This window comes from Streptomyces purpureus (genome assembly GCF_014648195.1).
Lineage (GTDB): Bacteria > Actinomycetota > Actinomycetes > Streptomycetales > Streptomycetaceae > Streptomyces > Streptomyces purpureus.
On sequence record NZ_BMQQ01000017.1, the window covers coordinates 1 to 22034 of the forward strand.

General features: G+C 70.5%; 19 protein-coding genes. 4 read left to right on the forward strand and 15 right to left on the reverse strand.

The features are described from left to right. The 7 genes from IEZ01_RS21170 to IEZ01_RS21200 all read right to left on the reverse strand — a co-directional run. Positions 1–413, reverse strand: a 413-nt coding sequence (locus tag IEZ01_RS21170) for a chorismate synthase (protein ID WP_189203198.1), incomplete at its 3' end; no start/stop codon positions are given. A gap of 165 nt (positions 414–578) precedes the next feature. After that, positions 579–1436, reverse strand: a complete 858-nt coding sequence (locus tag IEZ01_RS21175; RefSeq protein WP_019884833.1) for a shikimate dehydrogenase — start codon at positions 1434–1436, stop codon at positions 579–581. Continuing rightward, on the reverse strand, positions 1433–3130 hold the full coding sequence (gene mltG, locus IEZ01_RS21180; RefSeq protein WP_189203200.1) for an endolytic transglycosylase MltG: 1698 nt from the start codon (positions 3128–3130) through the stop codon (positions 1433–1435). Before mltG ends, IEZ01_RS21175 begins: the two co-directional genes overlap by 4 nt. 101 nt (positions 3131–3231) lie before the next feature. Continuing rightward, complete coding sequence (gene ruvX, locus IEZ01_RS21185) at positions 3232–3699, reverse strand: Holliday junction resolvase RuvX (protein ID WP_189203279.1); 468 nt, start codon at positions 3697–3699, stop codon at positions 3232–3234. A 2-nt stretch (positions 3700–3701) separates the two neighbouring features. Then, the gene (gene alaS, locus IEZ01_RS21190; protein WP_189203202.1) at positions 3702–6371 is read right to left on the reverse strand and encodes an alanine--tRNA ligase; all 2670 of its coding nucleotides are present in this window, start codon (positions 6369–6371) and stop codon (positions 3702–3704) included. Next, positions 6371–6718: a DUF6167 family protein gene (locus IEZ01_RS21195; protein ID WP_019884840.1), complete on the reverse strand. Its 348-nt coding sequence runs from the start codon at positions 6716–6718 to the stop codon at positions 6371–6373. Before IEZ01_RS21195 ends, alaS begins: the two co-directional genes overlap by 1 nt. A 5-nt stretch (positions 6719–6723) precedes the next feature. Further along, the gene (locus IEZ01_RS21200; protein ID WP_028797314.1) at positions 6724–7155 is read right to left on the reverse strand and encodes a DUF948 domain-containing protein; all 432 of its coding nucleotides are present in this window, start codon (positions 7153–7155) and stop codon (positions 6724–6726) included. Positions 7156–7313: 158 nt separating this feature from the next. On the opposite strand from IEZ01_RS21200, the gene IEZ01_RS21205 reads away from it, so the two are divergent. Beyond that, complete coding sequence (locus tag IEZ01_RS21205) at positions 7314–9443, forward strand: ATP-binding protein (protein WP_189203204.1); 2130 nt, start codon at positions 7314–7316, stop codon at positions 9441–9443. 24 nt (positions 9444–9467) lie between these two features. On the opposite strand, the gene rpsD is transcribed toward IEZ01_RS21205, so the two are convergent. Further along, a complete protein-coding gene (gene rpsD / locus IEZ01_RS21210; RefSeq protein ID WP_019884843.1) occupies positions 9468–10082 on the reverse strand; it encodes a 30S ribosomal protein S4 in 615 nt (204 codons plus the stop codon). A gap of 254 nt (positions 10083–10336) precedes the next feature. On the opposite strand from rpsD, the gene IEZ01_RS21215 reads away from it, so the two are divergent. Then, a complete protein-coding gene (locus IEZ01_RS21215) occupies positions 10337–11032 on the forward strand; it encodes a DUF2470 domain-containing protein (protein WP_189203206.1) in 696 nt (231 codons plus the stop codon). A 7-nt stretch (positions 11033–11039) separates the two neighbouring features. Here the strand turns inward: IEZ01_RS21215 and IEZ01_RS21220 are convergent, their stop codons facing one another. From IEZ01_RS21220 to IEZ01_RS21235, 4 genes are all read right to left on the reverse strand, one after another. After that, positions 11040–12398 (reverse strand): replication-associated recombination protein A, encoded by a 1359-nt coding sequence (locus tag IEZ01_RS21220; protein ID WP_019884845.1) that lies wholly within the window; start codon positions 12396–12398, stop codon positions 11040–11042. A gap of 57 nt (positions 12399–12455) precedes the next feature. Then, on the reverse strand, positions 12456–13076 hold the full coding sequence (locus tag IEZ01_RS21225) for a vitamin K epoxide reductase family protein (RefSeq protein WP_019884846.1): 621 nt from the start codon (positions 13074–13076) through the stop codon (positions 12456–12458). A gap of 170 nt (positions 13077–13246) precedes the next feature. Further along, positions 13247–14509 (reverse strand): histidine--tRNA ligase, encoded by a 1263-nt coding sequence (gene hisS, locus IEZ01_RS21230; protein ID WP_189203208.1) that lies wholly within the window; start codon positions 14507–14509, stop codon positions 13247–13249. Between the two features lie 11 nt (positions 14510–14520). Next, positions 14521–15228, reverse strand: a complete 708-nt coding sequence (locus tag IEZ01_RS21235; RefSeq protein ID WP_189203210.1) for an MBL fold metallo-hydrolase — start codon at positions 15226–15228, stop codon at positions 14521–14523. A gap of 139 nt (positions 15229–15367) precedes the next feature. On the opposite strand from IEZ01_RS21235, the gene IEZ01_RS21240 reads away from it, so the two are divergent. Next, positions 15368–16144: a peptidylprolyl isomerase gene (locus tag IEZ01_RS21240; RefSeq protein WP_019884850.1), complete on the forward strand. Its 777-nt coding sequence runs from the start codon at positions 15368–15370 to the stop codon at positions 16142–16144. Between the two features lie 178 nt (positions 16145–16322). Continuing rightward, on the forward strand, positions 16323–17552 hold the full coding sequence (locus tag IEZ01_RS21245; RefSeq protein ID WP_189203212.1) for a DUF349 domain-containing protein: 1230 nt from the start codon (positions 16323–16325) through the stop codon (positions 17550–17552). A 66-nt stretch (positions 17553–17618) separates the two neighbouring features. Here the strand turns inward: IEZ01_RS21245 and IEZ01_RS21250 are convergent, their stop codons facing one another. The 3 genes from IEZ01_RS21250 to secF all read right to left on the reverse strand — a co-directional run bounded on the left by IEZ01_RS21250 (position 17619) and on the right by secF (position 22033). Then, positions 17619–20111: a RelA/SpoT family protein gene (locus IEZ01_RS21250; protein WP_019884852.1), complete on the reverse strand. Its 2493-nt coding sequence runs from the start codon at positions 20109–20111 to the stop codon at positions 17619–17621. A gap of 282 nt (positions 20112–20393) precedes the next feature. Then, positions 20394–20936, reverse strand: coding sequence for an adenine phosphoribosyltransferase (locus tag IEZ01_RS21255; RefSeq protein WP_189203214.1), 543 nt, complete (start codon positions 20934–20936; stop codon positions 20394–20396). Beyond that, the gene (secF, locus tag IEZ01_RS21260; protein WP_019884854.1) at positions 20933–22033 is read right to left on the reverse strand and encodes a protein translocase subunit SecF; all 1101 of its coding nucleotides are present in this window, start codon (positions 22031–22033) and stop codon (positions 20933–20935) included. Before secF ends, IEZ01_RS21255 begins: the two co-directional genes overlap by 4 nt. Position 22034: the final 1 nt, after the last annotated feature.

The following is a 22034-nucleotide window of genomic DNA, read 5'->3' on the forward strand; positions in this document are numbered from 1 at the left end:
GCCCGCTCAAGCACCGGGCGCGCCTCGTCGAAACCGTACTTCTGCATGCCCGCCAGGTCGGCGTGGCCGGGGCGGGGCCGGGTGAGGGGGGCGTTGCGCCCCGTCTCCTTCAGCTCGGCGGGGTCGACCGGGTCGGCCGACATCACCTTCTCCCACTTGGGCCACTCGGTGTTGCCGACCATCACGGCCACCGGGGAGCCGAGGGAGAGACCGTGCCGGACGCCGCCCAGGAAGGTCACCTCGTCCTGCTCGAACTTCATCCGCGCGCCGCGCCCATAGCCGAGGCGCCGCCGCGCGAGGTGGTCCGCCACCATCTCCGTGGTGACCGGGACACCGGCGGGAAGACCCTCCAGCGTCGCGACCAGCGCGGGTCCGTGGGATTCCCCAGCGGTCAGCCAACGCAACCTGCTCAACGATGCTCCTCATGCTCGCGCCTGGCACTGCACGGCGCGACCTGGGGGCACCCCCAGCGAAGCTAGGGGGAGCGCGGCCCTGGCCCGCCACCCCCGATCCTCCCACGTCCGGGCCGTGGACCTGATCGGCGGTCCAGCTATCGGACGCTCGCGTGGACCGGTGCCTCACTCCCCGGTCGGGTGGCCTTCGGCGTGTGGCCGGTCGGCCAGGGCGCGTTCGCCCGCCGCCCGCATCGCGGCGAGGGGGGCCGGGACGATCCCGGTCATCTGCTCCACCTGGAGCACCGCCTGGTGCACCAGAAGGTCCAGGCCGCCGACGACGGCGCCGCCCCGCGCGGACCAGGACGCGGCGAGAGCCGTCGGCCACGGGTCGTACAGGACGTCGAACAGCGTGCCGGGCGAGGCGGGCACGGCGGCGGCCAGCGGGTCGGTGGTGCCGGCCGGGGTGGTGGCGACGACCAGCGGATACGCGAAGGCTTCGGCGGCGTCGGACCAGTCGGCCGTACGGACCTCCAGGCCGAGCCGCTCTCCCCAGCCGCGCATCTCGGCGGCGCGGGTCTCGCTGCGTACGTAGGCGCTGACCGGTCCGGTGCAGATCCGGGAGAGCGCGGCGAGCGCGGAGGAGGCCGTGGCGCCGGCGCCGAGGATCGCGGCGGACTCGACCTTCTCGACGCCCCGCTCGGCGAGCGCGGCGATCATGCCGGGGATGTCGGTGTTGTCGCCGACCCGCCGTCCGTCGTCCGTGAAGACGACCGTGTTGACCGCCTCGACCGCGGCGGCCGTCGCGCTGACCTCGTCGAGCAGCGGGATGACGGCGCGCTTGAGCGGCATGGTGAGCGAGAAGCCCGCCCAGGTCTCGTCCAGCTCCGCGAAGAACCCGGGGAGCCTGGCCTCGTCCACCTCGAAACGGTCGTAGGACCAGTGGGCGAGGCCGAGCGCCTCGTACGCGGCCCGGTGGAGCACCGGGGAGAGCGAGTGGGCGATGGGCGAGCCGAGCACGGCCGCCCGGGACTTCGTACTCACTGGCCGGACTTCTTCCGTTCCTTCTCGTATTCCGCCACGTTCTGGTTGTGCTCTTCGTTCGTCACCGAGAACACCGTCTTGTTCTCGTTGATGGAGACGAAGTAGTACCAGGGACCAGGCGTGGGGTTCATCGCGGACTTGACGGCCTCGAGACCGGGGTTGCTGATCGGTCCGGGGGTCAGGCCCTTGATGTCGTAGGTGTTGTACGGGTCCTTGATCCTACGGAGGTCCGCCACCGAACCGACGTCGAGCGTGCTCTCGTTCTTGATGTAGTTGACCGTGGAGTCGAACTCCATCCGGCCGACCGTCTCGACGTTGTTCGGCTTGAGGCGGTTGTAGACGACCCGCGCGACCTTGTCGAAGTCGTGCTTGTACTTGCCCTCGACCTGCACGAGGCTCGCGACCGTGATCAGTTCCCACGGTCCCTTGAGCCCGAGCTCCTTGGACTTCGCCTCCAGGTCGAGCTTGCCGTACTCGTCGTTGGCCCGGGCGACCATCTTGCGCAGGACGTCCTCGGGCTTGTTGCCCTTGGCGACCGGGTAGCTGGACGGGAAGAGGAATCCTTCCAGCGGATCCTTGACGTCCTTGTGGCCCTTGGCCCAGTCCGGCAGCCCGAGTTCGTTCGCCTGCGCCTTGGCGACGCCTTCGGTGGTGCCCTTCTTGAGGGCGAGCCGCTTGTCGATCTCGGCGTACACCCAGCCGTTGCGTTTGCCCTCGGGGATGATGAAGTTCGCCCGGCTCGCCGGATTGAGCATCAGGTCGACCGCGCGCGCGGCGGACATGCCCTTCTTCAGCGTGTAGACGCCGTCCTGGATGGACGAGCCCTTGGGGTTCTGCGCCTGGGCGGAGACGAAGGCGTCGACGCTCTTGACGACGCCGGCCTTCTTCAGGATGTTGCCGATGTCGTAGCCGCCGGCGCCCTTGGGGATCTCCACCTCGACGGATCCGCTGCCTTCGCCCACGAAGTCCGGTGCGGCACCGAACTGGCCCTGCCAGAACTGGTAGCCGAAGTAGGCGACACCGCCGACGCCGCCGACCAGGACCGCCGCGACGACCAGGCAGGCGATGCCGTTCTTGCTCTTCTTCTTGCCCTTGCCCTTGCCGCGCCGGTCCCGGCCGCCGCCGCGTGAGGAGCGGGAGCCCGGCTCGTCGTCACGGCCGTCGCCGTCGTCCGCGCCGTCGCCGGTGAAGAAGGGGTGCTTCTCCTCCTCCTGCGCCTGCGCGTCCCAGTCGGTCTGGGGTTCGGGCTCGGCCGGGCGGCGGGCCGGCGGCTGCGGCGGCGGGTACGCCTCCAGGGTGCCGTAGAGGTCGGGGCCCTGCCCGTCGGCGTACGGGTCGGGGGCCGGCGCGGCGTAGGGCATCGCGGCCTGCTGGCCGGTCTCCCAGCCGCCGTCGTACTGCTGCCCGGGGAAGCCGGACGTGTCGTACGTCTGCCCGCCGTACTGCGGGTCGGCGTACTGAGGATCGGTGTACTGAGGATCGGTGTACTGCTGCTGGCCGCCGTAGCTCTGCCCGTACACCTCCTGGGAGGTGCCGTACTGCGCCGACTGCTGCGGCTGCGACTGCTGTGGGGCCGACTGCTGGTAGTACTGCTGCTGGCCGCCGGCCTGCTGACCTCTCCATCCCTGGTCCCCGAACAGCGGGTCCTCGGGATGCCACGGTTCGGAGCCGGGGCTCCGGCCATACTCAGTCATCGATCCCCAAACGGCCGCGAGGCTTCCGGACGGTCCGCCTCTACGTAGTGCGGCAGCTGTTCGAACACTGCCGCATCGCGCGGAACGTTACCGTATCGCGATCAGATGACCACTTCGACGCCCTCACCGGGCGGATTACCTGATACCCGTTCGGACTCAAGAGCGTTCTGAAGGATGATCACAGCAGCGGCCTGATCGATGACCGACCGGCCCTTCTTCGACTTCACCCCAGAGGCGCGCAGGCCCTGACTCGCCGTCACCGTGGTCATGCGCTCGTCGACCAGGCGTACGGGCACGGGGGCGATGCCCCGGGCCATCTCCTGGGCGAAGAGGCGCACCTTCACCGCGGCCGGGCCCTCGCCCCCGGAGAGGGAGCGGGGCAGCCCGACCACGACCTCGATCGGCTCGTACTCCTGGACGATCTGGCGAAGCCGCCGGTGGGCGGCCGGGACGTCGCGTCCCGGCACGGTCTCCACCGGCGTGGCGAGGACCCCGTCGGGGTCGCACGAGGCGACCCCGATCCGGGCGTCCCCGACGTCGATCGCGAGACGACGTCCTCGGCGCATCATCGTCACGCGGTTTCCACGACGAGACGCTCGACGGCGACGATGGCGTCGCCGATGGCGTCCGGGTTCTGACCGCCGCCCTGGGCGACGTCCGGCTTGCCGCCACCGCCGCCGCCGAGGGTCTTGGCGGCCGTACGGACCAGCTCGCCGGCCTTGAGGCCGCGCTCGCGGGCGGCTTCGTTGGTGGCGATGACCGTCAGCGGACGGCCGTTGGCCGTCGTGAAGAGGGCGACCACGGCCGGGCGGTCACCGGGGATGCGGCCCCGGACGTCGAGGACGAGCTTGCGCAGGTCGTCGGCGGTGGTGCCGTCCGGGACCTGGCCGGTGACCAGGGCCACGCCACGGATGTCCTTGGCGCTGTCGACGAGCCCGGCGGCGGCCTGGAGGACCTTCTCCGCCCGGAACTTCTCGATCTCCTTCTCGGCGTCCTTCAGCTTGCCGAGCATGGCGGAGATCTTCTCCGGCAGCTCCTCGGGACGGCCCTTGACCAGCTCCTGGAGCTGGGCGACGACCGTGTGCTCCTTGGCGAGGAAGTTGTAGGCGTCGACGCCGACCAGGGCCTCGACCCGGCGGACGCCGGAACCGATCGACGACTCGCCGAGCAGCTTCACCAGACCCAGCTGGGCGGTGTTGTGGACGTGCGTACCGCCGCACAGCTCCTTGGAGAAGTCGCCGATGGTGACGACCCGGACCCGCTCGCCGTACTTCTCGCCGAACTCGGCGATGGCGCCCTGACGCTTGGCCTCGTCGATCGACATGATCTCGGCGTGGACGTCGAGCTCCCGGGCGAGGACCTCGTTGATCTTCTGCTCGACGTCCGTGAGGACCGTGCCGGGCACGGCGTTCGGCGAGCCGAAGTCGAAGCGGAAGCGGCCGGGCGAGTTCTCCGAACCGGCCTGGGCGGCCGTCGGGCCGAGCGCGTCACGCAGCGCCTGGTGGGTGAGGTGCGTGGCGCTGTGGGCGCGGGCGATGGCGCGGCGGCGCTTGACGTCGATGGTGGCGTAGGCGGTGGAGCCGACGGTCACCTCGCCGACCTGGACCGAGCCCTTGTGCACGGAGACACCGGGGACCGGCTGCTGGACGTCGCGGACCGTGATCACGGCGCCGCTGTGCAGCTTGATCCGGCCCTGGTCGGCGAGCTGGCCGCCGCCCTCGGCGTAGAAGGGCGAGCGGTCGAGGACGACCTCGACGTCGTCGCCCTCGGAGGCGGCCGGCGAGGGGACGCCGTTGACCAGCAGACCGACGACGGTGGTCTCGCCCTCGGTGTTGGTGTAGCCGGTGAACTCGGTGGCGCCGTTGCTGTCGGCGATCTCGCGGTAGGCGGTGACGTCGGCGTGGCCGGTCTTCTTGGCCTTGGCGTCGGCCTTGGCGCGCTCGCGCTGCTCCTGCATCAGGCGGCGGAAGCCGGTCTCGTCCACGGAGAGGCCCTGCTCGGCGGCCATCTCCAGGGTGAGGTCGATCGGGAAGCCCCAGGTGTCGTGGAGCAGGAACGCCTTGTCGCCGGAGAGGACGGTGCCGCCGGCGGCCTTGGTCTCGGTGACGGCGGTGTCGAGGATGTTGGTGCCGCCCTTGAGGGCCTTGAGGAACGCGGCCTCCTCGGCGAGGGCGACGGTCTCGATACGCTTGCGGTCGGTGACCAGCTCCGGGTACTGCTCGCCCATCGTGTTGATCACGACGTCGACGAGTTCCTGGACGACCGGGCCGGTGGCGCCGAGCAGGCGCATGTTGCGGACGGCGCGGCGCATGATGCGGCGCAGCACATAGCCGCGGCCCTCGTTGCCGGGGGTGACGCCGTCGCCGATGAGCATCACGGACGTACGCATGTGGTCGGCGACCACACGCAGCGAGACGTCGCTGTCGTGGGCCTTGCCGTAGGAGACACCGGTGAGCTCGGTGGCCTTGTCGATGACGACCTTGAGGGTGTCGGTCTCGTACATGTTCTGTACGCCCTGGAGGATCATCGCCAGGCGCTCCATGCCGAGGCCGGTGTCGATGTTCTTGGCCGGGAGGTCGCCCAGGATCGGGAAGTCCTCCTTGCCGTCACCGGCGCCGCGCTCGTACTGCATGAAGACAAGGTTCCAGATCTCCACGTACCGCTCGTCGTTGACGGCCGGGCCGCCCTCGACGCCGAACTCGGGGCCGCGGTCGTAGTTGATCTCGGAACAGGGGCCGCAGGGGCCGGGGACGCCCATGGACCAGAAGTTGTCCTTCTTGCCCAGGCGCTGGATGCGCTCGGCGGGGACGCCGACGACGTCGCGCCAGATGGTCTCGGCCTCGTCGTCGTCCTGGTAGACGGTGATCCAGAGCTTCTCCGGCTCAAGACCGTAGCCGCCGTGCTCCACCGAGGTGGTCAGCAGCTCCCAGGCGAGCTTGATGGCGCCTTCCTTGAAGTAGTCGCCGAAGGAGAAGTTGCCGCACATCTGGAAGAACGTGCCGTGCCGGGTGGTCTTGCCGACCTCTTCGATGTCCGGCGTACGGACGCACTTCTGCACGCTGGAGGCGCGCGTGAACGGCGGCTTGACCTCGCCCAGGAAGTAGGGCTTGAAGGGCACCATGCCGGCGGGGACGAGGAGCAGAGTCGGGTCGTCCGCGATGAGCGACGCCGAAGGGACGACGGTGTGCCCGCGCTCCTCGAAGAAGCTCAGCCAGCGGCGGCGAATTTCGGCCGACTCCATCAGTGGTCCTCATTCCGGTTGTACGAACGCGTCGGGTGCGCATGTGGATGCGTGGTGTTGTACGGGGTGTTGCCGAGGGCGGCCCGCCCGCGCTGTGCGGGGAGCTCCCGGTCGGCCGGGGCGGCCTCCAGACCCAGTGCCTCACCCAACTCCGCCTCGCGCTGGACCATTCCCGCGCGGACGTCGAGGGCGAAGTCCTTGAGCCGGTGACCCGTCTCGATCGCCTTGTTCGCGGCCTGCGCCGCGAGGCTCTCGGGGGTCAGCTGCCTGAGCTTGCGGTTGACCTTCGTGGTGGCCCACACACCGGCCGCGGCGCCCGCGGTGAACCAGAACGTACGGCGGAACATCGCGGTCAGCCCTTCTGCTTGCGGCGCCGGGCGGAGGGCACGGTGCGGCCGACGATCACGGTACGACGGGTCTGGCGCGCGGGCGCGTCGTCCCCGCCGCGGCTCAGGGCGCGGCGGACGCCGTAGCCGAAGGCGGCCACCTTGACCAGCGGGCCTCCGAAGGTGGAGGCGACGGTGGTGGAGAGCGCCGAGGCGTTGGAGGTGACTTCCTGGACGTCCGAGGCGATGGCGTCGACCTTGTCGAGCTGCGTCTGCGCCGAGCGGACGGCGGCCGAGGCGTCGGCAAGCAGCGGAACCGCCTGCTCTGTCACGTCCGCCACCAGTTTGGTGGTCGCCCGGAGCGTCTGGGCCAGCCTCACCAGCACCACGGCGAGGAAGGAGACCAAGATCGCCCAGAAGACGGCCACCAGGATCCCGGCAACCTCTCCACCGGTCACTCTGCACCGCTCTCTGCTGTCGTTGGGGCCTTGCGAAAGTCGTCCTACGACCCTATCGCGCCCACGGTCCACCGCCGTACCGCATTAACGGTCCGTGGGGCAGGAGTTACGCGGTCGGATTGTACGGAGCGGATCCGGGTGAGTACGCTCCGTGTCCCATGCGACGGAGCGATCTCCCGGCGGAGCTGAACCGGTTCGTGGGCCGGGCGGCGGAGCTGGACGAGCTGGGCCGGATGCTGACGCGGGCCCGCCTGGTCACCGTGGTCGGGGTGGGCGGGGTCGGTAAGACACGGCTGGCGCTGCGGGCCGCCGCGGTCGCGCAGAAACGCTACGCCGACGGGGTCCGGCCGGCCGAGCTGTCCGCGCTGCGGGACCCGGTGGTGGTGGCGCACGCGCTGGCCGAGGCCGTCGGGTTGACCGATCACACCCTGCGGCCGCCGCTCGAGATGCTCGTGGAGCATCTGGCTGAGCGCCAACTGCTGCTTGTGGTCGACGGCTTCGAGCATCTGGTGGAGGAGTGCGCCCCGCTCCTGCGCGAGCTGCTGCGGCGGGCGCCGGGTCTGACGGTGCTCGCGGTGGGACGCCGGCCCGTAGGGATCGCCGGGGAGGCGGTCTTCGCGCTCGCCCCGATGAGCGAGGGGGACGCCGTGGCGCTGTTCGGTGAGCGGGCCGCCTCGCTCGGGGCGCCGCCCGGCGGCGATGCGGAGGTGCGGGAGCTGTGCCGGCGCCTGGAGGGGATTCCGCTGGCGCTGGAGCTGGCGGCCGGCCGGCTGCCGGTGCTCTCCGTCGGGCAGGTGCTCCAGCGGCTCGGCGACCGGTTCCGGCTGCTGGACGACGGGCCGCGCGGTGAGCTGCCCCGGCATCGGACGCTGCGTACGGCCATCGGCTGGAGCCATGAGCTGTGCACGCCCAAGGAACGGCTCCTGTGGGCACGGCTCTCGGTCTTCGCGGGCCCCTTCGACCTGGAGGCGGTGGAGTACGTCTGCGGCGGCGCCGAGCTGGCGCCGGACGAGGTGCTGGGGGTGCTGTCGGGCCTGGTCGCGCAGTCCCTGCTGAGCCGGGAGGACGGCCCGGCCGGCCCGCGCTTCCGGATGCTGGACACGGTGGCGGCGTACGGCGCCGGGTGGCTGGCGGCGCTCGGCGACACCGAGCGGATGCGCCGGCGCCACCGCGACTGGTACGTGGGCCTTGCCACCTGGTGCGAGCTGGAATGGTTCAGCCCCCGGCAGGCGGAGGTGGCGGCCTGTACGGAGAGCGCGCTGCCGCATCTACGGGCCGCGCTCGACCTGTGCCTGGAGCACCCCGAGGATGCGCATCTGGCGCAGTATCTGGCGGGGACTCTCTGGTTCTACTGGGCCGGGTGCGGGCGGCTCGCCGAGGGCCGCCACTGGCTGGAGCGGGCGCTGGCGATGGATTCCGGCCATCAGGATGCCCGGCTGAAGGCGCTGTGGGTGCTCGGATACGTGGCGGTCCTCCAGGGCGATCCGACCGCGGCGCTCGGGGCGCTGTACGAGTGCGGGGAGCGGGCCCGGGGCGCGGGGAACGCGGTCGCGGAGGCGTACGCCGTGCACCGCATGGGCTGCCTGGCGCTGCTCTCGGACGACCTGCCCCGGGCCGAGGAGCTGCTGCGGCAGACCCTGGACGCCTACCGGGAGTTGGGCGAGCTCAACAGCAATGTCCTGATGGCCCAGGTCGAGCTTGGGATGGCGCTGGTGTTCCGGGGCGATCTGGAGGGCGCGGTGGCGCTCTGCGCCGAAGCGCGGGAGGTCTGCGAGGACCACGGCGAGCGCTGGACCAGGGCGTACGCGCTGTATGTGCTGGCGTACGCGGCGTGGACGCGGGACGCGTACGGCGAGGCGCGGGAGCTGCTCGGTGAGTGCATCGCCATCGACCACGCCTTTCACGACCTGGTGGGTCTTGTGCTGGCGTTCGAGTTGCTCGCGCTGGTGACGGCGAGCGAGGGCGATCCCGCCGAGGCTGCCGTGCTCCAGGGGGCGGCCGAGACCGTGTGGGACACGGTGGGCCTGCCGTTGTTCGGCTCGGAGTCCTTCAACGCGCCCCGGGCGCTGTGCGAACGGCAGGCGGGCGAGGTGCTAGGAGCCGAGGTGTACGCGGCAGCGGTCCGGGAAGGGCGGGCGCTCTCGCCGGACGCGGCGGTGGAGCGGGCGCTCGCCCGGCGCACACCGGACGCGGGGCCGGGCCGCGGGACGCCGGGGCGTGTTCCCGCGCCGGGAACGCGGAAGCCCGCCGGCTCCCCCACCGGAAACGGCGGGGAGACGGCGGGCTGATACCGCGAAGTGACTGCGCCTGCGTCAGCGGGCGTAGTACTCGACGACCAGCTGCTCGTCGCAGATGACCGGGATTTCCTTGCGGTTCGGGTCGCGGTCGAGGCGGAAGGCCAGGGCCTTCAGGTTGACCTGCAGGTAGCGCGGGGTCTCACCGTCGGCGGCGAAGCCTCCCTCGCGGGCGACCTGGAACAGGGCCTTCTCGCGGGAGCGCTCGCGGACCGTCACGACGTCGTCGGGACGGACGCGGAAGGACGGCTTGTCGACCTTGCCGCCGTTGACCTCGATGTGGCCGTGGACGACCATCTGGCGGGCCTGGTAGATGGTGCGGGCGATGCCCGAACGCAGGACCAGGGCGTCGAGACGACGCTCGAGCTCGACGACCAGCGCCTCGCCCGTCTTGCCCTCGGCCTTCTTGGCGCGGTCGTAGGCGCGGGCCATCTGGCGCTCGCTGATGTCGTACTGGGCGCGCAGACGCTGCTTCTCGAGCAGACGGACCTTGTAGTCCGAGTTCTGCTTGCGGCCACGGCCGTGCTCGCCCGGCGGGTAGGGGCGGGCCTCGAAGTACTTGACGGCCTTCGGCGTCAGCGCGATGCCGAGCGCACGGGACTTCTTGACCTTGGGACGCGACTGGTTAGGCACGTTCTCCAGACCTCCGTTGTAGGTTAGGTTAGGCTCACCTTACTCAAGGAGATCGCATGTCTCGTCCGGGGAACACCAGTCACGTCACGGACAACACGGAGAAGGCCGACCCCAGCGCAGGGGTCAGCACCACCGGCTCCCAGGAAAACCATGGGGCCGACGCCGGCGCCCAGGTGGTGCATCGCGCCGGTCACGTGACGGAGGTCCGATCAGATCGTGGTCAGCCGCGTCCCAGCGGACTTGAAATCGCGCGGATGCCGTCAGCAGCCGAGCGCACACGAACTCTCGTACAGAGTACATGCTCCGCGGTGCTGATCGTTCCGGGGGCCGAGGCCTTCGGCTCCGACCGGCTGATGCCCGAGACCCGATCCGTCGGTCCGGACGGCGAGGTCTTCCTGCTCTTCCCGGCCGACGCCCCGGCCGTACGGGCCGCCACGCACGCCCAGGACGACGAGCTGCCGGCCGTGCTCGAGCTCACCGACGTGGCCCCGGTCTCCGTCCCCCACCGTATCCGCGGCCGGGCCTGGATCTCCGGCTGGCTCACCTCACTGCCCGGGCACGCCGGCCCCGGCCGGATGATGCTGCGCCTGGAGGTGGGCGAGGCGAGCGTCGACGACCTGTGGGGCGCGGCGAAGGTCGACCCCGAGGCCTTCGCACAGGCCGCACCCGACCCCCTGGTCTCCCACGAGACCGAACTGCTCCAGCACCTCCACGCGGCGCACGGCCCCCAGGTACGCGAGCTGGGCACCCTCCTCGGCGACCGCGCGGCGCAGGGCACGGCCGTACGGGACGTGGTCCCGCTGGCGCTCGACCGCTTCGGCCTGCGGATCCGCTTCAGCGACGGAGCGGGCCACTGCTTCGACACCCGCTTCGACTTCCCGGAGCCCGTACGCGACGTGAGCGAACTCCGCCGCGCGATGCACCGCCTCTTCGAGGCGGCCCAGCACTGACCTCGGCTCAGCCGCCGCTCTCGCCCTTCAGGCGCTCGCGGACCTTCTCCACCACGTCCGCGTACCGGGCCTCCGCGCCGTAGCGGGTCGGTTCGTAGTAGCGCTTGCCGTGGACCGCGTCCGGGGCGTACTGCTGCGGGGCGATGGCGCCGGGGACGTCGTGGGGGTAGACGTAACCCTGGGCGTGGCCGAGTTTGGCCGCGCCCTTGTAGTGGCCGTCGCGCAGATGGGGCGGGACCGGGCCCGCGAGACCGGCCCGGACATCTGCGAGGGCCGCGCCGATCGCGGTGGTCGCCGCGTTCGACTTCGGGGCCAGGGCGAGGGCGATGGTGGCGTGGCTGAGGGTCAGCGCCGCCTCGGGGAAGCCGATCATGGCGACAGCCTGGGCCGCGGCGACCGCGGTCGGCAGGGCCGTCGGATCCGCCAGGCCGATGTCCTCGCTCGCCGAGATCATCAGCCGGCGGGCGATGAACCGCGGGTCCTCCCCCGCCTCGATCATCCGGGACAGGTAGTGCAGCGCCGCGTCCACGTCCGAGCCGCGGATCGACTTGATGAGGGCGCTGGCCACGTCGTAGTGCTGGTCGCCGTCCCGGTCGTACTTCACCGCCGCCCGGTCGACGGTCTGCTCGACCGTCTCCAGGGAGATCTCCGGCTCGCCCTTGGCGATGGCCGCGCCCGCGGCCGCCTCCAGGGCGGTCAGGGCCCGCCGGGCGTCGCCGCCCGCGATCCGCAGCAGGTGCCCCTCGGCGTCCGCAGTGAGGGTGACCGCGCCGCCGAGGCCGCGCTCATCGGTGAGGGCCCGCGCCATCAGGCCGCGCAGGTCGTCCTCGGTGAGCGGCTCCAGAGTCAGCAGCAGGGAGCGGGAGAGCAGCGGTGAGATCACCGAGAAGTAGGGGTTCTCGGTGGTGGCGGCGATCAGCGTCACCCAGCGGTTCTCCACCGCCGGGAGCAGGGAGTCCTGCTGGGCCTTGCTGAAGCGGTGGATCTCGTCGAGGAAGAGGACGGTGTCTTTGCCGAAGCCGCCGGCCGCGCGCCGCGCCCCGTCGATGACCGCGCGGACCTCCTTGACGCCGGCGGTGATCGCGGAGAGCTCGACGAAGCGTTTGTTGGTCGCCTTGGAGACCACGTAGGCGAGGGTGGTCTTGCCCGTGCCGGGCGGGCCCCAAAGGATCACCGAGGAGGCCCCGGCGGGGCCGCCCGCGCCGTCGCCGACCAGGCGCCGCAGCGGGGACCCCGGCCTGAGCAGATGCTGCTGGCCGACGACCTCGTCCAGGGTGCGCGGGCGCATCCGTACGGCCAGGGGGCTGCTGGACGGGTCCTTCTCCTGGCGTTCTTCGGCGGCTGCGGTAAACAGGTCGGGCTCCACGTCCTGAAGCCTAGGTCACCCCACTGACAACGCCGAAAGGGCGGTCGTCGGAGGAGGTCAGCTCGTCCAGAAGTCCCACCAGCGCGTAAGGATCAGCATGCCGATGATCCCGATGTGCAGGACAGGCAGGACCCAGGTGAACTCGTCCAGGAAGCGGCGCAGCCAGGCGGGGGCGGGCAGCAGCCCGCGGCGGACGTTGTGCGAGGTCACGTACCAGAACATGACGATGGTGGCGACCCAGGCCAGGCAGCACCACAGGCAGAGCGAGCCGATCACGTACAGGGACTGGTACGTCAGCCAGGCGCAGAAGCCGACGCCGAAGAGGGTGCCGGCGTTGAGGCCGAGCCAGTACCAGCGGCGGAACCGGGCCCCGGCGACCAGGGCCATGCCGATCGCGATGACCATCCCGTAGGTGACCAGACCGAGCATGGGGTTGGGGAAGCCGAAGGCCTCCGCCTGCTCGCTCTTCATGATGTTTCCGCAGGCCACGACCGGGTTGATGCTGCATCCCGGGGTGAAGCCCGGGTCTTCGAGCAGCTTGAACTTGTCGATCGTGATGACCCAGGAGGCCAGCAGGCCCGCCGCGCCCGTGATCACGAGCAGCCAAGCGAGCGCCCGGCTCGCTCCGACGCCTCCGTCCCTTTCGGAGGAGACGCCGTCAACCGCTGCTTTCGTCATGTCGCCGTTCCATCACTCGGGGCCTGGGCATGGTCATTCTGCCGCAAAGCCTTGTGCGTCGGCCGTTCGATGGACATAAGGACGGACGCGGGTGCGACAGGAGGGCGGACATGAAGGGGCCCCGGACCGGCCGGTCCGGGGCCCCTTCGCCCGCACGCGCGTACGGGATGTCAGCCGAGCTTCGCCCGCAGCCGCTCCGTCACCTGCTCCAGGGCGACCGCCTCCTGCTCGCCGGACTCCATGTCCTTGAGCTGGACGACACCCTCGGCGAGGTCACGCTCGCCCGCGACGAGGGTGAAGCGGGCTCCCGAGCGGTTGGCGTTCTTCATGTGGCTCTTGAGGCCCTTCGCGCCGTACGAGAAGTCGGCCGCGATGCCCTCCTTGCGCAGCTCGGTGACCTTGCCGAAGAGGACCTTGCGGGCCTCTTCGCCGAGGGCCACCGCGAAGACGCTGGTGGGGGCCGGGATGTCGAGCTCGATGCCCTCGGCCTGGAGCGCCAGGACCGTACGGTCCACGCCCAGCGCCCAGCCGACGGACGGCAGCGCCGGGCCGCCGATCATCTCGGACAGGCCGTCGTAGCGACCGCCACCGCCCACCGCGGACTGGGAGCCCAGACCGTCGTGGACGAACTCGAAGGTGGTGCGGGTGTAGTAGTCGAGGCCGCGCACCAGCTTCTCGTCGTCCTCGAAGGCGACGCCCGCCGCGCCGATCAGCTCACGTACCTCCTCGTGGTACGCCTTGCAGTCGTCGCACAGGTAGTCGCGCAGCATCGGGGCGCCCACCAGCTGCTTCTGCACCTCGGCGCGCTTGTCGTCGAGGACCCGCAGCGGGTTGATCTCGATGCGGCGGACGGTCTCCTCGTCGAGGTCGAGGCCGCGCAGGAAACCCTGGAGCGCCTCGCGGTAGACCGGGCGGCACTGCTTGTCGCCGAGCGAGTTGAGCAGGATGCGGAAGTTGGACAGCCCGAGCGTGCGGTACGCCTGATCGGCCAGGATGATCAGCTCGGCGTCGAGCGCCGGGTCCTCGGCGCCGATCGCCTCTGCGCCGACCTGCGAGAAGTGGCGGTAGCGGCCCTTCTGCGGGCGCTCGTAGCGGTAGTACGAGCCGGAGTACCAGAGCTTGACCGGCAAGCCGCCGGCCTTGTGCATGTTGGCCTCCAGCGCCGCGCGCAGCACGGAGGCGGTGCCCTCGGGGCGCAGCGCCAGGTTGGCGCCGCCCTTCGTGGTGAGGGTGTACATCTCCTTCGTCACGATGTCGGTGGACTCACCGACACCGCGGGCGAAGAGGTCGACGTCCTCGAAGCCGGGGGTCTCGATGTAGCCGTAGCCCGAGGCGCGCAGCGGCGCGGAGATGGCGTCGCGGACGGCGAGATACGTGGCCGAGTACGGCGGGATGAGGTCGTAGGTGCCCTTGGGGGCCTTGAAGGTGCTCACGGAAACTCTTGTCACATTCCTCGTCGGGGAGCGGCGGGGCTCCCGAGGCCGGCGGCCACGTCCCGCAGATAGGGGTTCGTGGCGCGCTCACGGCCGATGGTCGTCTGGGGGCCGTGGCCGGAGAGGACCACGGTCGAGTCGTCGAGTGGCAGGCACACGCGGGCCAGCGACGCGAGCATCTCGTCCATGTCACCTCCGGGCAGGTCGGTGCGTCCGATGGAGCCGGCGAAGAGCAGATCGCCCGAGAAGAAGACGGACGGGACGTCCGCCGCTTGGGGCATCTGGAAGGTCACCGACCCCTTGGTATGGCCGGGCGCGTGGGCGACGGTGAATTCGAGGCCGGCGAGCGACAGCTGGGCGCCGTCGGTCAGCTCCTTGACGTCGTTCGGCTCCCCGACGGTCAGCTCGCCCATGAGCTGCGTACCGAAGGAGCGGCCGAGGGCCTTCTCCGGGTCGCTCATCATGTACCGGTCCGAGGGGTGGATCCAGGCGGGTACGTCATGGGCTCCGCAGACCGGGACGACCGAGGCGACATGGTCGATGTGGCCATGGGTGAGCACGACCGCGACGGGCTTGAGCCGATGCTTCTTGAGCGTCTCCTCGACTCCCTGGGTGGCCTGGTGGCCCGGGTCGATGATCACGCACTCCTCGCCTGCGGCGGGGGCGACCAGATAGCAGTTGGTCCCCCAGGCCCCGGCGGGGAACCCGGCAATGAGCACGATCGTCCTTAGATGTCGTCGTCCGGCGGAAGAATGCAGATCAGAGCCTACCGGCGCGGCTCATCCCACAGCCAACCCGTATACGGTACGGGCACACCCGTCCCGGACAGGAACAGACGACCGACAAGGAGCAGAACCGGTGGTCAGCAGCGATCAGCGGCGGCGGCAGCTCGCCAGGGAGAAGTTCGAGCGGCAGCAGCGGCGCCGCGCCGAGGCACAGAAGAAGGCCAAGCGCCGCAATACGGTCATCGCCGCCGCGCTGGCCGTGGTGCTGGCCTCGGGCGGCGCGGTGTACGGATCGATCGTGCTGACCGGCGAGGACAAGGCGTCGGACGACGCGGCGTCGTCGAGCGCGTCGCCCTCGGAGAGCGCGTCGCCGGAGCCGGCGATGACGGTCGACCGCAAGGCGAAGTACACGATGTCGCTCGCCACGAACCAGGGCGCCGTCACGATCACGATGGACGCGGCGAAGACCCCGCGGACGGTGAACTCGTTCAAGCACCTGGCCGACAAGAAGTACTTCGACGGGACCAAGTGCCACCGCCTGACCACAGCCGGGATCTTCGTGCTCCAGTGCGGGGACCCGAAGGGCGACGGCAGCGGCGGCCCGGGCTACACCATCCCGGACGAGAACCTGAACGCGCTCGGCAAGCCCGGCGCGGACGGCTCGGTGACGTTCCCGGCGGGAACGGTGGCCATGGCCAACACGATGCAGCCGAACACCGGCGGCAGCCAGTTCTTCCTCGTCTACCAGGACACCAAGCTGCCTCCGCAGTTCACCCCCTTCGGCACGATCGACGCCGCCGGGTTGAAGGTCGTCCGGGACGTGGCGAAGGGCGGTGTGGAGGGCGGCGCCAAGGACGGCGCGCCCAAGAAGCCGGTCACCATCGAGAAGGCCGCTGTCCGGAAGGTGTGAACCGCTGAATTTCGGTCGCGCTGGGAGCGGACAGCCGGGCGGCCGGTCGCCTAGATTGGCGTTGTGCAGCGCGGGGTTCGATTCGCGCTGTGGAGGGCGGGCGAGGCCCGTCGCGGAAACTGTGGACGATGCCCAGGGGGCGAGGGCCCCCTCACCGGCATCATGTGGAGGAGGCGCTGTGAGCAGCGACCCGTGGGGCCGCGTCGACGAGACGGGGACCGTGTACGTGCGGACAGCCGATGGCGAGAAGGTCGTCGGATCGTGGCAGGCCGGCACTCCAGAGGAGGCACTGGCCTACTTCGAGCGCAAGTACGAGGGACTGGTGGTCGAGATCGGCCTCCTCGAACGGCGGGTGAAGACCACCGATCTGTCGGCGAAGGACGCCACGACCGCGATCGAGCACCTGCGTCAGCAGGTGGACGAGCACCACGCGGTCGGCGACCTCGCCGCGCTCGCCAAGCGTCTGGACGCACTGGCCGAGACCGTGGAATCGCGCCGCGAGGAGCGCAAGGCGCAGAAGGCGAAGCAGGCCGACGAGGCCAAGTCCGCCAAGGAGGCGCTGGTCGCCGAGGCGGAGGAGCTGGCGCAGAGCGAGCAGTGGCGGGCGGCCGGTGAGCGGCTGCGGGCGCTCGTGGACACCTGGAAGGGCCTTCCCCGGCTCGACCGGAAGTCCGACGACGAGCTGTGGCACCGCTTCTCGCACGCTCGCTCGGCCTTCTCCAAGCGCCGCAAGGCGCACTTCGCCTCGCTGGACGCGCAGCGCGAGGAGGCCCGTAAGACCAAGGAGAAGCTGGTCGCGGAGGCCGAGTCGCTCTCGAGCTCCACCGACTGGGGTGCGACGGCCGCCCGGTACCGCGAGCTGATGGCGGACTGGAAGGCCGCGGGCCGCGCCCAGCGCGAGCACGAGGACGATCTGTGGAACCGCTTCCGCGGCGCCCAGGACGTCTTCTTCGCGGCGCGCAGCGAGGTCTTCGCCGAGCGGGACGCGGAGCAGATCGAGAACCTCAAGCTCAAGGAGGAGCTCGCCGCCGAGGCCGAGAAGCTGGTGCCGGTGACGGACCTGAAGGCGGCCCGGGCGGCCTTCCGGGCTGTCAACGAGCGCTGGGAGGCCATCGGGCACGTGCCGCGGGACGCTCGCTCCAAGGTCGAGGGCCGGATGCACGCCGTCGAGCGCGCGCTGCAGGAGGCCGAGGAGTCCGAGTGGCGTCGTACGAACCCTGAGGCACGCGCGCGTGCCGCGGGTCTGACCGGCCAGCTCCAGGACGCCGTGGACAAGCTGCAGAAGCAGATCGACGCGGCCCGCTCGGCGGGCAACGACGCCAAGGCCGACAAGCTCGCCAAGGAGCTCGAGGGCCGGCAGGCGCTGCTGGACCAGGCGCTGAAGGGCCTGGAGGAGTTCGGCGGCTGACGCCGTACGGCTTCCGGTACGAGAAGGGCCCCCCGTGACGTACAGGGGGCCCTTTCGTGTGCCGGGTTACGGGCGGCGCGCCGAGGTCACCCGGTAGACGTCGTACACCCCCTCCACGCCCCGTACGGCCTTCAGGACGTGTCCGAGGTGCTTCGGGTCGCCCATCTCGAAGGTGAAGCGTGAGGTGGCCACCCGGTCGCGGGAGGTCTGCACGGCCGCCGAGAGGATGTTGACGTGCTGGTCGGACAGGACGCGGGTGACGTCCGACAACAGCCGGGACCGGTCGAGGGCCTCGACCTGGATGGCGACCAGGAAGACCGAGGACTGGGTCGGCGCCCACTCGACGTCCAGCATCCGCTCGGGCTGCTGGGAGAGGGAGTCGACGTTGACGCAGTCGGCGCGGTGAACCGATACGCCGCTGCCGCGGGTGACGAAGCCGATGATCGGGTCGCCCGGCACGGGCGTGCAGCAGCGGGCCAGCTTCACCCAGACGTCCTCGACGCCCTTGACGACCACACCGGGGTCGGCGTTGGCGCGGCGCTTGGAGCGGCCGCGGGACGGCGGGGCGGTCTCGGCGATGTCCTCGGTGGCGGCCTCCTCGCCGCCGAGCGCCTGCACCAGCTTCTGCACGATGCTCTGCGCGGTGACGTGTCCCTCGCCGATCGCCGCGTACAGCGAGGAGATGTCGCTGTAGCGCATCTCGTGGGCGAGGGTGACGAGCGAGTCGCCGGTGAGGATCCGCTGGATCGGCAGGTTCTGCTTGCGCATGGCGCGCGCGATGGCGTCCTTGCCCTGCTCGATCGCCTCGTCGCGGCGTTCCTTGGAGAACCACGCACGGATCTTGTTGCGAGCCCTCGGCGACTTGACGAAGCCCAGCCAGTCGCGGGACGGCCCGGCGCCGGGTGCCTTGGAGGTGAAGACCTCGACCAGGTCGCCGTTGTCGAGGGTCGATTCGAGCGGGACGAGCCGTCCGTTGACCCGTGCGCCTATCGTGCGGTGGCCGACCTCGGTGTGCACCGCATAGGAGAAGTCGACCGGGGTGGCCCCGGCCGGGAGCGCGATGACATCGCCCTTGGGGGTGAAGACGAAGACCTCGTTGCGGGAGAGGTCGAAGCGCAGCGACTCCAGGAACTCCGAGGGGTCTTCGGTCTCCTTCTGCCAGTCGAGCAGCTGGCGCAGCCATGCCATGTCGTTGAGGTGGTCGTCCTTGCCGCCGCTCTTGCGGGGCACGTCCGTACGCACCTTGGAGGCGCCGGCGACGGCCTCCTGCTTGTACTTCCAGTGCGCGGCGATGCCGTACTCGGCGCGGCGGTGCATGTCGAAGGTGCGGATCTGCAGCTCTACCGGCTTGCCGTTGGGCCCTATGACCGTCGTGTGGAGCGACTGGTACATGTTGAACTTGGGCATCGCGATGTAGTCCTTGAACCGGCCGGGGACCGGGTTCCATCGCGCGTGGACGGTGCCGAGGGCGGCGTAGCAGTCCCGGACGGTGTCGACGAGGACGCGGATGCCCACCAGGTCGTAGATCTCCGCGAAGTCCCGGCCGCGGACGATCATCTTCTGGTAGACGCTGTAGTAGTGCTTGGGCCGGCCGGTGACGGTGGCCTTGATACGGGCGGAGCGCAGGTCGGACTGGACCTCGTCGGTCACTATGGCGAGGTACTCGTCGCGCTTGGGGGCGCGCTCGGCGACGAGCCGGACGATCTCGTCGTACATCTTGGGGTAGAGGATCGCGAAGGCGAGGTCCTCCAGCTCCCACTTGATGGTGTTCATGCCCAGCCGGTGGGCCAGCGGGGCGTAGATCTCCAGGGTCTCGCGGGCCTTCTTCTCCTGCTTCTCCCGCTTGAGGTAGCGCATCGTGCGCATGTTGTGCAGCCGGTCGGCGAGCTTGATGACCAGGACGCGCGGGTCCTTGGCCATGGCGACGACCATCTTGCGCACGGTCTCGGCCTGGGCGGCCTCGCCGAACTTGACCTTGTCGAGCTTGGTGACGCCGTCGACGAGGAGGGCGACCTGGTCGCCGAAGTCGCGGCGCAGGGTGTCCAGGCCGTACTCGGTGTCCTCGACGGTGTCGTGCAGGAGACCGGCCATCAGGGTCGCCGGGTCCATGCCAAGCTCGGCGAGGATGGTGGTGACGGCGAGCGGATGGGTGATGTACGGGTCGCCGCTCTTGCGCTTCTGGCCGCGGTGCCAGCGCTCGGCGACCTGGTACGCGCGCTCGATCTGACGGAGCGTGGCCGTCTCGATCTTGGGATCGTTGGAGCGGACGATCCGCAGCAGCGGCTCCAGGACCGGGTTGTACGGCGACGAGCGCTGGACGCCGAGCCGGGCGAGGCGGGCGCGGACCCGGTTGGAGGACCCGCCCGAGCGGGCGACGGCCGGTGCCGCGGGCTTGGGCGCCGTGACCGGCGGCGGTCCCGGGGCCTGGACACGCTCCGGCACCGACGGCGTGGGCCGGTGCTCCCCGGGCTTGTTCTGGGGCGCGGCGGGAGCCGCCGCGGCCTTGTGCGCCTGCGGGTCGGGCTTCGCGGCGGAGAGTGACTGGGCCTCGTCTGGCAAGAGCGCTCCTCGTGCGGATCCGGGTCCCCCGGTCGAGCCCGGACATCCCATGGTATCGACACGGTGGCCCCGGTGCTCACGCGCGTGACCCGGCCTCCGTCAGGCCCGTCGGCCCAGCCCGGCGGACAGGCCCGGCGGATCAGGGAGGCTCCCTTGATCTGGGTCTCCTTCGACGCCGATCCCGGAGGAACGGGAAGGGCGCCCCGGAGTTCTTCCGGGACGCCCTTCGCAGTTCCGTTCGGGCCCTCATCCACCGGAGTGAGCTCCGGGAGCGGGGACCGGTCAGATGGTGATCAGTGCCTCCAGCGGGGCACCGCGCAGCGCGGGCTCCAGACGGGCCCGGCCCGCCAGGAAACCGAGCTCCATGAGGACCGCGACGCCCGCGACCTCGGCGCCCGCCCGGCGGACGAGCTCCAGCGAGGCCTCGGCGGTGCCGCCGGTGGCGAGGACGTCGTCGATGACCATGACCCGGTCGCCCGCGTCCAGGTCCTCGGCGTGCACCTCGATCTCGGCGGTGCCGTACTCCAGCTCGTACGCCTGCCGCAGGGTCGCCCCGGGGAGCTTGCCCGCCTTGCGTACGGGCACGAAGCCCAGGCCGGCGCGGACGGCGACCGGCGCGGCCAGGATGAAGCCACGCGCCTCCAGGCCGACGATCTTCGTGGCGCCGTGCGTGGCGCACAGCGCGGCGAGCTCGTCGGTGAGGGCGGTGAACGCCGACGGGTCGGCGAGCAGCGGCGTGATGTCCTTGAACAGCACACCGGGCTTCGGGTAGTCGGCGACGTCCCGGATCCGGCTGAGCAGGAGCTCCCGCGTGCCTCCGGTCATCGGCGCTTGTCCGTCGGACGGCCGCGGCGGCCACGCTGGCCGACGACGGCACCGGCGGGTGCGGCGTCGACCGGGAGCGGGTCGAAGTCGCCCGGGCCGGACGGCCCGTCCAGCGACTCGCCCTTGGCGGCCGCGGAGGCCCGCTTGGCCATGACGCGCTTGCGCAGCGCCTTCATCGCCGGCTCGCGCTCCTTGAGGTCGGCGACGAGCGGGGTGGCGATGAAGATCGAGGAGTACGCACCGGCGGCGAGGCCGACGAAGAGCGACAGCGAGATGTCGTTCAGCATGCCGGCGCCGAGGACACCGCCACCGATGAAGAGCAGACCGGCGACGGGCAGCAGGGCCACCACGGTGGTGTTGACCGAGCGGACCAGGGTGCTGTTGATCGACCGGTTGGCGATGTCGCTGTAGGTCCAGCGGGTCTGCTTGGTGATGTCCTTCGTCCCCTCCTTGAGGGAGTCGAAGACGACCACTGTGTCGTACAGCGAGTAACCGAGGATCGTCAGCAGACCGATGACCGTACCTGGCGTGACTTCGAAGCCGACCAGGGCGTAGACACCGACCGTGATGGTGATGTCGTGGATCAGCGCGATCAGGGCGGCCACCGCCATGCGCCATTCGAAGGCGATGGCCAGATAGATCACCACGAGGATCATGAAGATCCCGAGGCCGGTCCAGGCCTTGTTGGCGATCTGCTCACCCCAGCTGGGACCGACCAGCTCGGAGTTGATGTCCCCGGCCTTGAGGTTCAGGTCCTGGACGAGCTGGGCCTCGACCTTGTCGGCCTGCTCGGTGTTGAGGCTGCTGACCTGGATACGCAGGCCACCGGTACCGAGCTCCTGGACGATCGCGTCGTGGCCGGCGGCCTCTTCCGCGAACTTCTCCGCCTGGGAGGCCGAGACGGTCACCCGGTCGGTGGTGAAGACCGCGCCGCCCTGGAACTCGATGCCCATGTTCAGCCCGCGCACCGCCAGGCCGACGATGGCCGTGATGGTGATCAGGATGGACAGGCCGTACCAGAACTTGCGGTTGCCGACGAAGTCGTAGCCGACCTCGCCGCGGTGGAGCCGGGCGCCGAGATTGCCGAGCTTCGACATC